14 protein-coding genes are annotated in these 15,256 nt (G+C 69.1%); 6 read left to right on the top strand and 8 right to left on the bottom strand.

Annotation, left to right across the window (positions count from 1 at the left end; all coding sequences use genetic code 11):
• The first annotated feature begins 2 nt into the window (after positions 1-2).
• Together purE and IFR14_RS14315 are read left to right on the top strand one after the other, a co-directional pair.
• On the top strand, positions 3-524 hold the full coding sequence (gene purE / locus IFR14_RS14320; RefSeq protein WP_079707412.1) for a 5-(carboxyamino)imidazole ribonucleotide mutase: 522 nt from the start codon (positions 3-5) through the stop codon (positions 522-524).
• A complete protein-coding gene (locus IFR14_RS14315) occupies positions 521-1,894 on the top strand; it encodes an LCP family protein (protein ID WP_249407024.1) in 1,374 nt (457 codons plus the stop codon). The genes purE and IFR14_RS14315 overlap by 4 nt, the downstream gene beginning before the upstream one ends.
• A 28-nt stretch (positions 1,895-1,922) precedes the next feature.
• Here IFR14_RS14315 and IFR14_RS14310 read toward each other — a convergent pair whose 3' ends face one another.
• From IFR14_RS14310 to IFR14_RS14295, 4 genes are all read right to left on the bottom strand, one after another.
• The gene (locus tag IFR14_RS14310) at positions 1,923-2,741 is read right to left on the bottom strand and encodes a methyltransferase domain-containing protein (protein ID WP_137243402.1); all 819 of its coding nucleotides are present in this window, start codon (positions 2,739-2,741) and stop codon (positions 1,923-1,925) included.
• A gap of 99 nt (positions 2,742-2,840) precedes the next feature.
• Positions 2,841-3,977, bottom strand: coding sequence for a glycosyltransferase family 4 protein (locus IFR14_RS14305; RefSeq protein ID WP_137243401.1), 1,137 nt, complete (start codon positions 3,975-3,977; stop codon positions 2,841-2,843).
• Positions 3,974-4,825: a dTDP-4-dehydrorhamnose reductase gene (rfbD, locus tag IFR14_RS14300; RefSeq protein ID WP_194718998.1), complete on the bottom strand. Its 852-nt coding sequence runs from the start codon at positions 4,823-4,825 to the stop codon at positions 3,974-3,976. The genes IFR14_RS14305 and rfbD overlap by 4 nt, the downstream gene beginning before the upstream one ends.
• Complete coding sequence (locus tag IFR14_RS14295; protein ID WP_137243399.1) at positions 4,822-5,415, bottom strand: GtrA family protein; 594 nt, start codon at positions 5,413-5,415, stop codon at positions 4,822-4,824. Before IFR14_RS14295 ends, rfbD begins: the two co-directional genes overlap by 4 nt.
• 103 nt (positions 5,416-5,518) lie before the next feature.
• Here IFR14_RS14295 and IFR14_RS14290 point away from each other — a divergent pair, with 103 nt between their 5' ends.
• Positions 5,519-6,121 (top strand): dTDP-4-dehydrorhamnose 3,5-epimerase family protein, encoded by a 603-nt coding sequence (locus tag IFR14_RS14290; RefSeq protein WP_137243398.1) that lies wholly within the window; start codon positions 5,519-5,521, stop codon positions 6,119-6,121.
• 87 nt (positions 6,122-6,208) lie between these two features.
• Here the strand turns inward: IFR14_RS14290 and IFR14_RS14285 are convergent, their stop codons facing one another.
• Positions 6,209-7,735: a glycosyltransferase gene (locus tag IFR14_RS14285; protein WP_191941467.1), complete on the bottom strand. Its 1,527-nt coding sequence runs from the start codon at positions 7,733-7,735 to the stop codon at positions 6,209-6,211.
• Entirely contained in the window at positions 7,732-8,004 is a 273-nt protein-coding gene (locus tag IFR14_RS14280; protein WP_191941466.1) for a hypothetical protein, read from the bottom strand. Before IFR14_RS14280 ends, IFR14_RS14285 begins: the two co-directional genes overlap by 4 nt.
• A gap of 160 nt (positions 8,005-8,164) precedes the next feature.
• Between IFR14_RS14280 and rfbA the strand changes: the two genes are divergently transcribed.
• On the top strand, positions 8,165-9,034 hold the full coding sequence (rfbA, locus tag IFR14_RS14275; RefSeq protein WP_191941465.1) for a glucose-1-phosphate thymidylyltransferase RfbA: 870 nt from the start codon (positions 8,165-8,167) through the stop codon (positions 9,032-9,034).
• A gap of 28 nt (positions 9,035-9,062) precedes the next feature.
• On the opposite strand, the gene IFR14_RS14270 is transcribed toward rfbA, so the two are convergent.
• Positions 9,063-10,034 carry a lysylphosphatidylglycerol synthase transmembrane domain-containing protein gene (locus tag IFR14_RS14270; protein WP_191941464.1) on the bottom strand — a complete coding sequence of 324 codons (972 nt, stop codon included), beginning with the start codon at positions 10,032-10,034 and terminating at the stop codon, positions 9,063-9,065.
• A 46-nt stretch (positions 10,035-10,080) separates the two neighbouring features.
• On the opposite strand from IFR14_RS14270, the gene IFR14_RS14265 reads away from it, so the two are divergent.
• Positions 10,081-11,292: a glycosyltransferase gene (locus tag IFR14_RS14265; RefSeq protein ID WP_191941463.1), complete on the top strand. Its 1,212-nt coding sequence runs from the start codon at positions 10,081-10,083 to the stop codon at positions 11,290-11,292.
• On the opposite strand, the gene IFR14_RS14260 is transcribed toward IFR14_RS14265, so the two are convergent.
• Positions 11,280-12,221, bottom strand: a complete 942-nt coding sequence (locus IFR14_RS14260; protein WP_137243392.1) for a glycosyltransferase family 2 protein — start codon at positions 12,219-12,221, stop codon at positions 11,280-11,282. The two genes, IFR14_RS14265 and IFR14_RS14260, sit on opposite strands and share 13 nt — an antisense overlap.
• Before the next feature lie 165 nt (positions 12,222-12,386).
• Here IFR14_RS14260 and IFR14_RS14255 point away from each other — a divergent pair, with 165 nt between their 5' ends.
• Entirely contained in the window at positions 12,387-15,218 is a 2,832-nt protein-coding gene (locus IFR14_RS14255; protein ID WP_191941462.1) for a hypothetical protein, read from the top strand.
• Positions 15,219-15,256 lie beyond the last annotated feature (38 nt).

The raw sequence follows: 15,256 nt of genomic DNA, 5'->3' as shown, positions 1-15,256 counted from the left end.
TCATGCCCGAGAACTCCGCCCCGTCCCGTGACGCCCCGCCGCTCGTCGGCGTCGTGATGGGCTCGGACTCCGACTGGAACGTCATGAGCGACGCGGCGCAGGTGCTCCGCGACTTCGGCGTGCCGTTCGAGGTCGAGGTGCTGTCGGCCCACCGCACGCCCGAGAAGATGATCGCCTACGGCAAGGCCGCCCACGGCCGTGGCGTCAAGGTCGTCATCGCCGGTGCCGGTGGAGCGGCGCACCTTCCCGGGATGCTCGCCTCCGTCACCACGCTCCCGGTCGTCGGCGTCCCGGTGCCGCTCTCCCGCCTCGACGGCCTCGACTCGCTCCTGTCGATCGTGCAGATGCCCGCGGGCGTGCCGGTCGCGACCGTGTCGATCGGCGGCGCGAAGAACGCCGCGCTGATCGCCGTCAAGATCCTCGCCACGGCCGACGACGCCCTGCACCAGGCGCTCGTCGCCTACGCCGCGGGCCTCGCCGACTCCGTCGAGGAGAAGAACCGGAACCTCAAAGCGCAGCTATGACGAGTGCAGCCACCGCCGCGAAGCCGATGCGGTATCCCGACACCCGTTCGCGCGAGGTGATGACGAAGCGCGCCTGGTGGCTGGTCCTGCTCAACCTGCTGATCCCCGGCTCCGCGCAGGTGCTCGCCGGGAACCGGAAGCTCGGTCGGTTCGGCCTCGGGTTCACCCTCTTCCTCTGGCTGCTCGTCGTCGTCGGCGTAGCCCTCATGTTCCTCGCCCGCGAGGTGCTCTTCACCCTCGCGACGAATCCGATCGCCCTCACCGTCGCCCAGATCCTCCTCGCCGCCTACGCGATCCTGTGGATCGTGTTGACGCTCGACACCCTGCGGCTCGTCCGCCTCGTGAAGGCCTCGCCGAACGCCAGGCTCGGTGTGGCGCTGTTCACGACCCTCGCCATGGTGCTGGTGGCCGGTGGGGCCGGCTACGGAGCGGTGGTCGCAGGCGCCACCCGCGGGTCGATCTCCTCCATCTTCGGCAACACCGGCCCGTCGGAGCCGCCGGTCGACGGCTACTACAACATCCTGCTGCTCGGTGGCGATGCAGGTCCCGACCGCGACGGCATGCGGCCGGACAGCATGTCGGTCGTCAGCATCAACGCCGAGACCGGGCAGGCGACGACCATGTCGATGCCGCGTGACCTCGTCGACATCCCGTTCCCCGAGGGCAGCGAGATGGCGTCCCTCTATCCGGACGGCTACGACGACTCCTGCGACGTCGACGTCTGTCAGCTCAACTCGATCTACACCGAGATCGAGCTGAAGAACCCCGAACTGTTCCCCAAGGCGACGGCTGAGGCGAGCGAGCCCGGCATCGAGGCGATGAAGCAGGCAGCCGAGGGCATCACCGGGCTGCACATCCAGTGGTACGTCCTCATCGACATGTACGGCTTCGCCACGCTGATCGACACGCTCGGTGGCGTCGACATCGACGTCAAGGAACGGCTCCCGATGGACGGCGACGCCGACCTCGAGAACGTCACAGCGTGGATCGAGCCCGGCAAGCAGCACATGGACGGCTGGACGGCGCTCATGTACGCCCGGTCGCGACACTCCACGAGCGACTACGACCGCATGGCCCGCCAGCACATCCTGCAGACGGCGATGCTCAAACAGTTCAACCCGGCGAACGTCCTCGCCCGATTCCAGGACGTCGCGGCGGCCGGAGGCGATGTCGTCAAGACCGATGTGCCCCAGGGCATGCTCGGCTACTTCGTGAACCTCGCGCTCAAGACGCGCGAGCTGCCGATCAACTCCCTGCAGTTCGTCCCGCCGACGATCGATCCGGAAGAGCCCGACTACACGCTCATCCACCAGATGGTGCAGGACCAGCTGTTCCCGCCGTCGCCGCGCCCGGAGCCCGACGCGGGCTGAGCCCCGGTCCCTGACCCTGTCGAAGGGCTCAGCGCACGGTCGCGATGATCTCACCGTGCGGAACGGCGAACCATCCGTCATCCGCGTCGACCCAGTCCCGCCATGCCGTCGAGATGCGTTCCAGGTCGGCGTCGTCCGCGATCCCGGTCTCCAGCGCCTGGGTCGCGAAACTGGAGGTCTGCGCCCGCTCCGACCACGCGCCGCCCCACCACTCGCGGTCCACCGGGGATTCGAACGACCAGACGCTCGCCGTGCTGCGCAGGTCCGTCAGCCCGGCTTCCATCGCCCACGACTTCAGCCGGCTCCCGGCATCCGGTTCACCGCCGTTCGCCCTGGCGAGCTCCTGGTAGACCTCCATCCACCGGCTGAGGCCGGGGGACAGCGGGTACCAGACCGCCCCGCCGTAGACGATCTCGCGCAGGGCGATGATGCCGCCCGGTCGGACCACGCGCCGCAGTTCGCTGATCACGGCGACCGGGTCGGCCACATGCTGGAGGAGCTGGTGGACGTGTGCGACGTCGACGCTGTCGTCGGGGAGGTCGAGTGCGTAGGCGTCACCGACGGTGAAGCTGACGTTCCCGACGCCGGCGGCGGCCGCGCGGGCTCGGGCGTCGGCGGTGACCTCGTCCGAGGCGTCGACGCCGACGACCGTGCCTGGCGCCACGAGGCGGGCGAGGTCGAGCGTGATCGTGCCTGGTCCGCTGCCGAGGTCCAGGACCTGGAGGCCTGCGTGCAAATGGGGGAGCAGGTGCGCTGCGGAGTTCTCGGCGGTGCGCCAGGAATGGGTGCGCAGGACACTGGGGTGGTGGCCGAGCGTGTAGCGCTCGCGAGCGGTCGAAGAGGTCACCCATCCACCCTACGAGTGTCGGATCGGTAGTCCGTCCACGTTACGAACGGGCTGGTTCAGCGGCGTGAACCGACGCTGATCGTCATCGTCCCGACCGGCTCAGATCTCCGCGTGCAGCTGCCAGACGCGTTCAGCGGAGTCTCGCCAGCTGAAGGCCTGCTCGCGGTCCATGCCGAGGATGCGCAGGCGGGAGAGGCGCTCGCTGTCGCCGATGACGTCGTTGATGGTGGCGATGAGGCGATCGGCGTACCCCTTGGCTCCGGACTCGACCACGACGCCGGCTCCGCCGCCGACCTCGATGAGCGCCGGCACGTCGGAGTGGATGACGGGCGTGCCGAAGCGGAACGCCTCGACGAGCGGGAGCCCGAACCCTTCGGCGAGACTCGGGTAGACGAAGGCGGTCGCGCGGTCGAGGACGACGGCGAGGTCGGCGTCGTCGAGGAACCCGAGCGCACGTACCCGTCCTTCCGGCAGACCGGCCTCATCGGCCACCTGCGCGAGGGTGACGTCGCCCCAGGTGTCGGTGCCGACGATGAGCAGCGGGAGGTCTGGGGCACCTGGGCGGCCGAGGCCGGTGATGAGTTCCGTGATCCCGCGTCGGGGGTCGAGCGAACCGACCGACACGAGGTATTCCGAGGGGAGGTCGAGCGTCCGTGCACGGCCGTCGGCGTCGGTCGGGATGCTGAGCGTGGTCGCTGCGGCACCGCCGATCACCCGGACGCGGTCGCCGAGGTCGACGATCTCGCGGAGTTCGTCGGCGACCGCGTGTGTCGGGACCACGATGGCGTCCGCGTGCTTGCGCGCCCGTTTGACCATCGCCTTCTGCCAGGCGACCGACATGGGCGTCAGTGACGTCGGGTGCGACCAGGCGAGCGTGTCGTGGATGGTGACGACGATCTGGTTGCCGTCATTGACGCGGTCGTGCCTGCTGAGGGGTGCGAGCAGACCCGGAGCGTGCACCATGCCGTTTCCGGCGCCGGGCGTGACGATGCCGAGCTGCCAGGCAGCGCTGAGCTCCCGACGAGGCAGCGTCGTCCGATGCAGGGCGGCGAGGCCCGGCAGCTTCGACTCGAGCAGGTCGATCTTCTCTTTCGAGACCGCGGAGACGATGCCCTCGACGTCGCAGCCGGGAGGAGCGCTCGCGATGATCTCACGGGTGAGTTCCTCGGAGTAGCGGCCGACCCCGCCGGCCACGGGAGCGACGATCTGGTCGACGACGACCCGGAGCGTCGTCACGGCGTCGTCACGACGCCGTGCTGCGTCGCTGCCGCGAAGGCCGCCCGCCAGTCGCGCATCGGTGCGAGTCCGGCCGTGCTCCAGGCGTCGTGGCTGAGCACCGAGTAGGCGGGGCGCGGCGCGGGGCGGACGAACGCCGAGCTGTCGGTGGGGGAGACCCGTGCCGGGTCGGCGCCGACCGCCTCGAAGACCGCCTGGGCGAACTCGTACCAGGAGGCCTGCCCGGCGTTGGTGCCGTGGTAGACCCCGGCAGGAGCGTCGGCGTCGAGCAGCGCGACGATCTGTGCGGCGAGATCGGCGGTCCACGTGGGCTGGCCGAGCTGGTCGGTGACGACGGCCGGGTCGACGCCGTTCGCCGCGAGCTTCGCCATGGTGGCGGCGAAGTTCGGTCCGTTCTTGCCGTAGAGCCAGGCCGTCCGGACGATGTAGCCGCCGTTCGGGTGCTCGGCGAGGACGGCGCGCTCCCCGTCGGCCTTCGTGCGGCCGTACGCGCTGATCGGGGCCAGCGGGTGGTCTTCCTGGTACGGCGAGGTGGCGGAGCCGTCGAACACGTAGTCGGTGGACACCTGGACGAGCTTCGCACCGGCCTCCCGGGCGGCGACCGCGAGGTTGCGAGCGCCGATGGCGTTCACGGCGGCTGCGTCGGCCTCGTGCGATTCGGCGTCGTCGACCTTCGTGTAGGCGGCCGCGTTGATGACGGCGGTGTGACCCGCGACAGCGGCGCGGACGGCCTCGAGGTCGGTCACGTCGAGCTCCGCGCGACCGAGGGCGGTGACCTCACGACCCGTCAGGGCCTCCTGCAGGTCGTGGCCGAGCATGCCGGAAGCGCCGGTGATCAGGTACGTCAAGATAGGGGTCCTCTCGGGAGTGGCCCGTTCATCGTACCCGGCTCGGTCGGGGAGGTCGCTGACCGGGTGGCGTCGGTCGGTGGCTCCTCGAACAGGGTCCGCTGTGCCTCCTCCACCCGAGCCAGGTTGGCCAGGCCGTCCGCCCGGTGGTGTCCGTAGACCCAGAAGCGGTAGAGGAAGAAGCGGAACAGGGTTCCGAGGCCCAGCCCGATCACGTTCGACGCGATGTTGTCGGCGAGCAGCGAGGTGAAGCCGAGCACGTAGTGGCTGACGTAGAGGCAGCCGACGGCGATGGCCATGCCGCCCAGGGAGACGATCACGTACTCGCCGAGCTCCAGGACGAAGTTCTTCCGACGGTGCTCGCGGAAGGTCCAGTACCGGTTGCCGATCCAGTTGAAGACGATCGCGACCGAGACGCTGATGACCTTGGCGCCGATGGGGGACTGCGCGAGGTGGTCATGCCCGAAGACGCCGACCCGCAGCAGGTTGAACACGAGGACGTCGAGGCCGAAGCCGATGAGTCCGACGACGCCGAACTTCACCGCGTACGCGGCGACGCCGTCCCAGAGTCGGCGGAGCAGGGGGATCATGGCGGGCCGTTCTGTGCGTGGACACTCGATTATGCCTGAGGCGACCGGGAACAGGACCGCGGCGTCCCGCCGCTGGGCGCATCCGTCTTGGTAGACTCCCCGGGTGCAGATCCGCGAACTGAACGTCCCCGACAGCTATGAGATCACGCCGAAGCAGTTCGGTGACGACCGAGGCGTGTTCCTCGAGTGGTACCGCTTCGACAAGCTCGAAGAGGCCTCCGGCCGGTCCATCAAGCTCGCCCAGTCGAACACCTCGGTGTCGAAGCGCGGTTCGGTCCGGGGCATCCACTTCGCGGACATCCCGATCGGGCAGGCGAAGTACGTCACGGCCACGCGCGGTGCCGTCCTCGACTACGTCATCGACATCCGCGTGGGCTCACCGACCTTCGGCCAGTGGGACTCGGTGTTGCTCGACGACACCGACCGCAAGGCCATCTTCATCTCCGAGGGCCTCGGTCACTGCTTCGTGGCGCTCACCGACGACGCCACGGTCAGCTACCTGGTGACCGACGTCTACCGTCCCGACCGTGAGCACGGCATCAACCCGCTCGACGAGCGGGTCGGTCTCGTCATCCCGCCGGAGGCCGGCACCCCGCTGCTCTCGCCGAAGGACACCGAGGCCCCCGGCCTCGACGAGGCGGCCGCCGCCGGCCTCCTGCCGACCTGGGATGACGCCCGGGCGTTCTACGCGACACTGCGCGGCTGAGTCCATGCGCGGCTGACGTCCTGCACAGGTGAACGGCCCTGCGTCCCTGAGAGCGACAGCTGCAGGCCGTTCCCGCACAGCCCGTCGCTACGGGATGTACGGGTCGTCGGTCGGCTCGCCCCAACGGGCGAACAGTCCTGCGGCGTGCTCGTCGGCGGTGTCGGCGTCCTCGGGCCTTCGGTCGACGACGGCTTCCGCTGACGCCGACCACAACACACGTCGCCCGAGCCACGCGAACTTCCGACCGAGGTCGAGGTCCGCGATCTCGCCGCGCAAGCCCTCGTTCCAACCGCCGACGGATTCGAATCCGAACCGATCGACCGCGACGAGCATCGCGGAGACGGCGCTCACCTCACGATCCACGACGAGTGCGTTGGCCTCTCCGGCGGCATCGGCGGCGCGGCCTGAGTACGGCCGGCGGTAGTCACCCCGGGCATATCTGAATCCGGCATGCAGGATGTGCCCTGACGTGTCCAGCAAGCGAGCACCCACCGCGCCGACGTCCGGCTGCGACAGCGGTCCGGTGAGGTTGGCCAGGGAGTCGACCGCGACCGATTCGAGCCGAGTGTCGACGAACACGACCACGTCTGCAGTGCTGTGGGAGAACCCGATGTTCCGTGCGACGGAGGAGGAATCGGACGGCGCGGGCACGAGCACCCGACGTGACGTCGGGATCTCCTCGAAGCGCTGGAGCGTGGCCTCCGACACTGCGGGGGCATGGACGACGACGAGTTCGACATCGGTCTCGACCCCGGTGGTCAGGGCGACGACGGCGTCGGTTGCTCGCTGTACCTCAGTGTCGTCGTCGATGCACAGCACCAGGGAGACCGCGGTGGGCAGCGACCACGCGATGCGATAGGTGCCCGGGAGGCGGCCAGGCTCGGCCACCCCGGCGAGACGTCGGCGACCGACCGCCTCGGACACGGCGCGCAGCCCGGCGTCCCAGGCGTAGTCCTTCTCGCGGACGTCGATCGCGGTCGAGCCGGCGGTCGCTCGCCAGTGGTAGAGGACCTCGCCGAGGTGCACGATGTTTCGCGCACGCTCGGTGACGCGCAGGATCGCGTCGTGGTCCTGCGAGCCGTCGTAGTCGGAGCGGAACCCTCCCACCTCGCGGAGGAGCGCGGTTCGGATGATGGACACATGCGAGGTGTACATCTGGGACAGGAGTCGAGCCGGCGACCACCTGGGCTTGGCGAAGGCCCCGGAGAGTCCGCCCTCATCATCGATCTTGTCCTCGTCTGAATAGAGGTAGTCGACCGCCTCGTCCGCGGCGATGGCAGCTGCCGCTACGGCGAGGGCGGCGGGGGAGAGGGTGTCGTCGTGGTCGACGAGCACGACGAACGTCCCGGCGGCCGCTTCCAGGCCGGTGTTCGTCGCCGCAGAGATGCGTCCGTTGGTCGACCTGCGGACGACGGTGATACGCGGATCGAGGTCCTGGATCACGGTGAGCGCCTCGATGGTCGCGGCGGACGTCGAGCAGTCGTCGACGAGCAGGAGTTGCCAATCACCCGAATGCTGCGCGAGCACGGAGTCCACCATCTCCCGGAGCTGAGCGGGGTCCGTGTCGAAGACCGGCGTGACGATCGAGAAGAGCGGAGCGTCAGCCGGGCTCACCGACGTCGCCTCCGAACACGGTCGATCGGGCTGAGGAGCGCGTCCCCGACTCGCCAGCGCGTGGATCCGGTGAATTCGGCGACGAGACGCTCGACGTCTGCGGCGTGGGCGCGCTGCTCAGCCGCGAGCGCGTCCTGCAATTCAGCGATCTTCAGTTCGGCTCGCGCACGCTCGGCGCGGGCCCCTACGAGGGCGTCGTTCGCCTGGATTAGGCGGTGCCGGACGTCGGGTTCGGATGTGTGCGGTGGTGGTGCGGCGTCTTCGGTCACGTCGGCATCTCCTCCAGTGGTCGGCGCCGCCCCAGACTACCCGACAGGCCCTGAGAGCCGGTTCCTGCGATAATGGCACGTCGAGCGAACGCGCGGGCACCGATCAGGGCTCGTCCGACGCACGGACCGACTGCATCGAGCGAAGGAAGTACAGACAACTATGCGCGGCATCATTCTCGCCGGTGGATCCGGCACGCGGCTGTGGCCGATCACCAAGGGCATCTCGAAGCAGCTGATGCCGATCTACGACAAGCCGATGATCTACTACCCCCTGTCGACGCTGATGATGGCGGGCATCAAGGAGATCCTCATCATCACGACGCCCGATTACAACGAGCAGTTCCGCGCGCTGCTCGGCGACGGCTCCGATCTGGGCATCCGGCTCGAGTACGCCGTGCAGCCGTCGCCCGACGGTCTGGCGCAGGCGTTCATCATCGGTGAGGAGTTCATCGGTGACGAGAGCGTCGCACTCGTCCTCGGTGACAACATCTTCCACGGCACGGGCCTCGGCTCCGCGCTGCGCAACCACAACAGCATCGACGGCGCGCTCATCTTCGCGTACCAGGTCGCCGACCCCAAGGCATACGGTGTGGTGGAGTTCGACGACGACTTCAAGGCGCTCTCCATCGAGGAGAAGCCCGCGCAGCCGAAGAGCAACTACGCCGTTCCCGGCCTCTACTTCTACGACAACTCCATCGTGGAGATCGCGAAGACGATCGAGCCGTCGGCCCGTGGCGAGCTGGAGATCTCGACCGTCAACGAGCGTTACCTCGAGCAGGGCGACCTCCAGGTCCAGGTCCTCGACCGCGGCACTGCGTGGCTCGACACCGGGACCTTCGAGTCGATGATGCAGGCATCCGAGTACGTCCGGGTCATCGAAGACCGCCAGGGTTTCAAGGTCGGCTGCATCGAGGAGATCGCCTGGCGCGCCGGCTGGATCGACGACGAACAGCTCGCGGCTCTCGCCACCCCGCTCGTGAAGAGCGGCTACGGGCGGTACCTGCAGACGCTGCTGGCACAGCAGGCCTGACCCGCCACCTCCCGAGCCCGGCTCGCGCTCAGCGCGGGTCGGGCTCTTGCGTGCTGTGGGCGGAGCGGCTTCCCGGCGGCTGAGGATCGACGGCGACGACGCGCACGTGTCCGCGTACGACCGCATAGGCGCAGACCGCGACATCGACGACGATGAGCACGAAACGGCTCACGAGGACGATCCCGAGGATCGACGACGCCGTCACGGTGTTCGCGAGGACGAGGGCGAGGATCGCCTCCCGGACGCCGGCGCCGGCCGGGGCGATGACCGCGAGGAATCCGACGACCCAGGCCAGAGCGTACCCGCAGATCGCGGGCAGGATCGCCGCGACGTCCACGGTGCCGAGCGCCGACACGATGCACCAGAGGTGCAGACCGAAGGCGGCCCAGCTCGCCAGCGACCAGCCGACGGCGGACAGCAGCGGCAGGGTGCGGAGCTCGGGCAGCTCGTCCCGTCGCTTCATGACGGTGAACATCCAGCCGAGCACGCGTCGCATCACGGGCGGCAGGAGGGCGACGACGCCGATCACCACGAGCACGACGAGCACCCACGCGTACTCACGCAGGGCCGGGAACCCGAAGAGCGCGCCGACGGCGAGTGTCGAGCCGGTGACGAGGCTCACGCCGAGCTGAGCGGTCAGCGTGACGACGGTCGTCGCCGTCGGGAGTCCGGCGCGTCGTCCGAGCTGACTGCCCGCGACGATCGGCCAGACGCCGCCGGGGATGTACTTACCGATCTGCGAGACGAAGACCACGTACCCGGCGTCGCGGACGGAGATGCGGTGCCCGAACGCGATGACGATGGCGCGCCAGGCGAGCATCGACAGTGCTACCCCGGTGAATCCGGCAGCACCGGATGCGACGATCCACAACGGGTCCATCTGCGACACGCTCGCGCTGAACGAGGCCCAGTTGGCGACGACCGTCCACGCGATGAACGCGATGACGACGACGGCGAAGCCCACCTGGACGGGCTTCCTATACTTGGTGAGGATCTTCATGGGAAGTGCCCATTATCCCGGAGCGATGTAGGAACGGAGTCTTCGGATGGCGCGACCGCGACTGCTCGTCCTCGCCTCGACCTGGCCCGCGGTCCCGGAAGACGGTACGCCGTCGTTCGTGCGCGACCTCGCGCTGCAGGAGGCGTCCGACTTCGAGGTGCTCGCCCTCGTCCCGCGCGTCCCCGGCTCGGCGGCCCGAGAACATGACGGACCCCTTCGCGTCCTGCGCTACCGCTTCTTCCCGAAACGATGGGAGGACCTCGCCGACGGCGCGATCCTCGAGAACCTCCGCAGGCGTCGGAGCCGCTGGCTGCAACTGCCGTTCTTCCTCCTCGGCCAGACGATCGCCACCGCCCGTGCGGTGCGCTCCTTCCGGCCTGACGTCATCCATGTGCACTGGATCATCCCGCAGGGCATCGTCGCGAGGCTCGTCGCCCCCGGTGTGCCGAAGCTGCTCACCTCGCCGGGTGGGGACCTCTACGCGCTCGACTCCCCACTCATGCGGCGCGTCAAGCGCTGGGTGCTGGGGGAGGCCGACCGCGTCACCGTCATGAACCGGGACATGATGCAGCGGGCGATCACCCTCGGCGTCGCGCCGGACCACGTGCAGGTGCTCCCGATGGGTACGAGGGTGGGCACGACGACCGACCTCGAGACCGCTGAAGCGGTCCGAGACCGGACGGGACCGCCCCGCGTCTTCTTCGTCGGGCGACTCGTCGAGAAGAAGGGTGTCCACGTCTTGATCGAGGCCCTGCGGCTCCTCCCGTCCCGACTCGACTGGACCGCCGAGATCGGCGGGGACGGTCCGCTCCGCGCAGCGCTGGAGGCACAGGCGGCGGGCCTCCCCATCGGGTTCCTGGGGCAGCTCGATCGTCCGGCGCTCGACGCCGCGTTCCGTCGCTCCGACATCGTCGTCTTCCCATCGGTGCTGTCCACCTCGGGCGATCAGGACGGCCTCCCTGTCGCGATCCTCGACGCGTTCGCGGCAGGTGCCTGCGTCGTCGTCTCGGACCTGCCCGGGTTGAACGAGGCGGTCGACGACGGCTCGAGCGGTGTGATCGTGCCCTCGTACGACGCTGCGGCGCTCACTGCGGCGATCGAACGGCTCCTGGACGACCCCCCGCGCCGATCCCGGCTCCAGGCGGGCGCGCTCGCCCGCGCGGACGACTATTCACTCGAGACGGCGGGGGAACGGTACTCGGCGCTCCTGCACGACATCCTCGCCGCGCGGGAGGCCGCCGGTCGTCAGTCGCCGTAGCGCTGCAATTTGAGGTAGTCGAGCGTCTCCTCGTTCAAGGTCCGGTTGATCCGCGTGAGGTCGGCGACCACGCCGATTGCGAACGAGAGCAGGGAGCCCATGAGCAGTGTGGCACCGACGAGGAGCGACTGCAGATGGTCTCCGCCATCGTCCACCCACAGGAGCACGGCGTACCGCACGAACGGTGTCAGGCCGGCGAGTGCGAGCACGAGCCCGAGGCCGGCGAAGACCACGTACGGGCGGTACATCAGGTAGGCCCGGGTGATCGCCACCCCGGACTGGTACATGTGCTCGCCGATGCTCCGGAACAGCCGTGACTCCCGGGTCTTCGGATTGGTCGTCACGGGGATGCTGGTGATCGCCAGTCGCTTGTAGCCTGCCTGGATGATCGTCTCCATGCAGTAGCTGAACCGGGTCACGACGTTCAACCGGATGAGCGAGGTCTTCGAGTAGGCGCGGAAGCCGCTGGCCGCGTCGGGCAGGTCGGTTCCTGCGGCGACGTTCACGACGCGGCTGCCGAGACGCTGCATGATCTTCTTGAAGGGCGAGAAATGCTCGATCAGGGCCGTCTGTCGGTCTGCGACGACGATGTCGGCCTCACCACGGAGAATCGGCTGGACGAGGTCGCCGATGCGGTCCTGCGGATACTGGTTGTCGCCGTCCGTGTTGACGACGATGTCGGCGCCGTGGAGCAGCGCGTAGTCGACGCCGTCCTTGAACGACTGCGCGAGTCCGCGGTTGCGGGTGTGCCGCACGATGTGTTCGACGCCATGGGCTCGAGCGACCTCGACGGTGCGGTCCGTCGAACCGTCGTCGATGACGAGGATCTCGATGCGGTCGACGCCCTCGATGACCTTCGGAATCGAGGCGAGGACGAGCGGAAGCGTCGTCTCCTCGTTCAGACAGGGGATCTGGACGAAGACGATCATGGCTGCCTTTCAATGGAGCGGACGTTCCAGTATCCCCGATCCGAACGACCGGTCCGGCCCGCTGCACCCGTCCGGTACCGCGCACGATTCAGTCCCGTGGGGGTTGTCGGGGATAATCGTTCAGGACCCGGGGACGGGCCCACCCCCTGATTTGCGAGGATCCGCGTGTTCACAGCCCTGCGCCGAACCACTCCTCGTGCGTCGCGCCCCCTGCCCTGGCCGGGTGGCATCTGGATATCCATCGTCGCCTGGGCGGCTCTGGTGACGTTCGCGTTGTTGAGCGTCGGCCCACCACTCCTCGGTATGGGGACCTTCCTCGGAACGGATCTGCTGCAGAACGCGGCGCCGTGGCAGTCAGCGTTCGGACCGACCAGACCAGTCGTCAACGCGCTCGTCGGCGACACCGTCGACACCGTCGTCCCGCAGACCTGGGCGATCGTCGACATGCTCCGAGCGGGCACCTCTCCGGCGTGGAACCCGTGGGTCGGCGGCGGCACGGAACTCGGAGGGCTGCCGAACTCCGGCCTCTACTCGCCGCTCTCGGTGGCGTGGTGGGTGCTGCCGTTGAGCGCGGCTCCCGGGGTGACGAAGCTGTTGGAGATCGTCGCGGTGACGATCGGTATGTCGCTGTTCCTCCGCCGACTGCGGCTGCCCGACCCGGCCTGGGCTCTCGCGAGCCTCGTCTTCGTCTCCTCCGGCTTCATGGTGTCTTGGACCAACTGGCAGCACACGAGGGTCGCCGCGGTCATCCCGCTGCTGTTCTGGGCGCTCGATCGAGCGGCCGTCCGGCGCCGTCTGGTCGACGTCGTGCCGGTGGCGATCGTCGTGGGCGTCATGCTGCTCGGTGGTTTCCCGGCGGTCACGGCTTACGCGCTGTACGCCGGTGCCGTGTGGGTGGTCTTCCGCGCCATCACGACCGGACGCTCGTTCGGCCGTGTGGTCGGGGCAGGAGCCGTGTGCGCCGCCGGTGTCGTCCTCGGCGTGGCGCTCTGCGCCTGGACCATGGTCCCCTTCGCCATCAACGCGACGAGCGTGCTCGACTTCTCCGTCCGAGCCCAGAGCTCCACCGACTCCCTGCAGCTCATCGACCTGGTGTCGGCGTTCGTGCCGGAGATCATCGGCGACGTGTCCATCCCGACCGCCTACGGCTCAGGGTCACCGATCGAGCGCCTGTCCTACGTGGGAATCGTCGCGATGTTGCTGATCGCGTCGCGGTTCCTGCTCCGAAGATCGTCCGTGGCCCTGCCAGGCGCCCGCTTCCAGATCATCGCGCTCGCGGTCTGCGTCGTCCTGGTCTACATCGGCGGACCGGCGCTCGCCGCCGCCCAGGAGCTTCCGGTCTTCTCGAACAACCCGATCGGGCGCCTCCGCGTGCTGGTCGGATTCTTCTCGGCGACGCTCGCCGCGGCAGGATTCGCAGCGCTCATCGCCGAGGCCCGGCCACCACGCGACGTGCTCGAGCCCCCGGCCGCACGCGTTGCGCTCGACGGCCGCCAGCTCACCCTGCGCATCCTCACGGCGCTCGCGATCCTCGGTCTCATGGCGTCGCTCACCGCGACCGCGATGGACGAGGTCCCGGCGTGGGCCGAGGGTGGGATCATCGCGGCGATCTGGACGACGGCCGGCTTCGGTGCCGCGGGCCTCGCCCTGATCCTGCTGGGGCGGTTCGCCAAGCCGTCCGTCGTCAGGGCCGCTGCGGTCGGCCTCCTGCCACTCCTCGTCCTCATCCCCGCGCTCGACCTCGTGGACCACTGGTGGGGCTGGTCGGACGAGTCGACCCTCTATCCCGCGACGGAGACGACGGACTATCTAGCGCAGCATCTCGGCGAACAGCGATTCGCCAGCACCGACGCGGTCCTGTTGCCGGGGGCCAACACGATCTACGGGCTGCGCTCCGTCGGTGGGCACGCCTACCAGACGGCCCAGTGGCAGGATCTGCTCCGCGAGGTCGACCCGAATACGATGATCTCGCCGACCTATTCGACGTTCCTGTCGAGCATCGCCGCGATCAACATCGCATCGCCGGTACTCGACCGCCTGGGTGTGTCCTACATGCTCTTCGATCCCAACGCGCCGGCGCCGGGGGTGTTCCAGGGCGTCGATCGATCGAGCGAGACCGTCGAGCTCGGCGACGGGCCCGTGCGCTCGACGGTCCGGACCGGCCCCGTCCGGACGATCGGGTTCGCGATCGACGGCGACGCGTCGATCGGCGACGGCGCGGAACTGACGGCGGACATCGTCGACGAGGTCTCCGGAGACGTCCTCGCCTCGACGACGACCTGGTACCGTTCCCTCTCCGGGGAGCGCAACGTCACCCTTGCCGGTGAGTCCATCCCGGCCGGCACCGCCTGGCACGCCGAGATCCGTTTGTCGAGCGGCTCGGCACAGGTCTTCGCGGCGGTGGACGATCCCGCGGCAGCGGCCGTCGCGCTGACGCTCCCGGCCGACGACGGGGCGCGGATCGTGCAGACCGGGGAGGCGACGATCATCGAGCGCACCAATGCGCTCCCACGAGTCCGATGGGCCGACAGCGCCATCGTGGAGACCGACGCGGACCGGAGGCTGAGCCTTCTCGCCGAGGGCGCGATCCCACCGACGACCGTCCTGCTGGAACGTGACGAGGACCTGGAGACGGCCGTTCCGGCGGAGGAGGACGTGGGGTCCTCCGCCACCGTCGACCTCGCCCCGACCGAGGACGATCCTGCGGCGGTGTCCGCGCGGACGACCTCGGATCGTGCAGGATGGCTCGTCATCGACGACTCGCTCCGCCGTCCGGGCTGGTCGGCCACGATCGACGGTGAGCCGGCGGCGTTCGTGCCGGCGGAGCACGCCGGAGCAGCGGTGCGCGTCCCCGCAGGCACCCACGACGTGCGTGTGCAATACACCGTCCCCGGCCTCGAGACCGGGACCCTCGTCTCGCTCGCGGCGCTCGGTGTCACCGTGCTGCTCATCGCCGCCGAGCTGCTGATCGCCCGGCGCCGCCAGAGACGACGCTGAGCGCCGCCCGAGGGGGCGACGCTCAGCGGATGAGACCT

The sequence above is a fragment of the Plantibacter sp. CFBP 8775 genome (assembly GCF_014839505.1).
Taxonomy (GTDB): Bacteria; Actinomycetota; Actinomycetes; order Actinomycetales; family Microbacteriaceae; genus Plantibacter; species Plantibacter auratus.
This window is presented reverse-complemented; position numbering and strand designations above follow the sequence as displayed.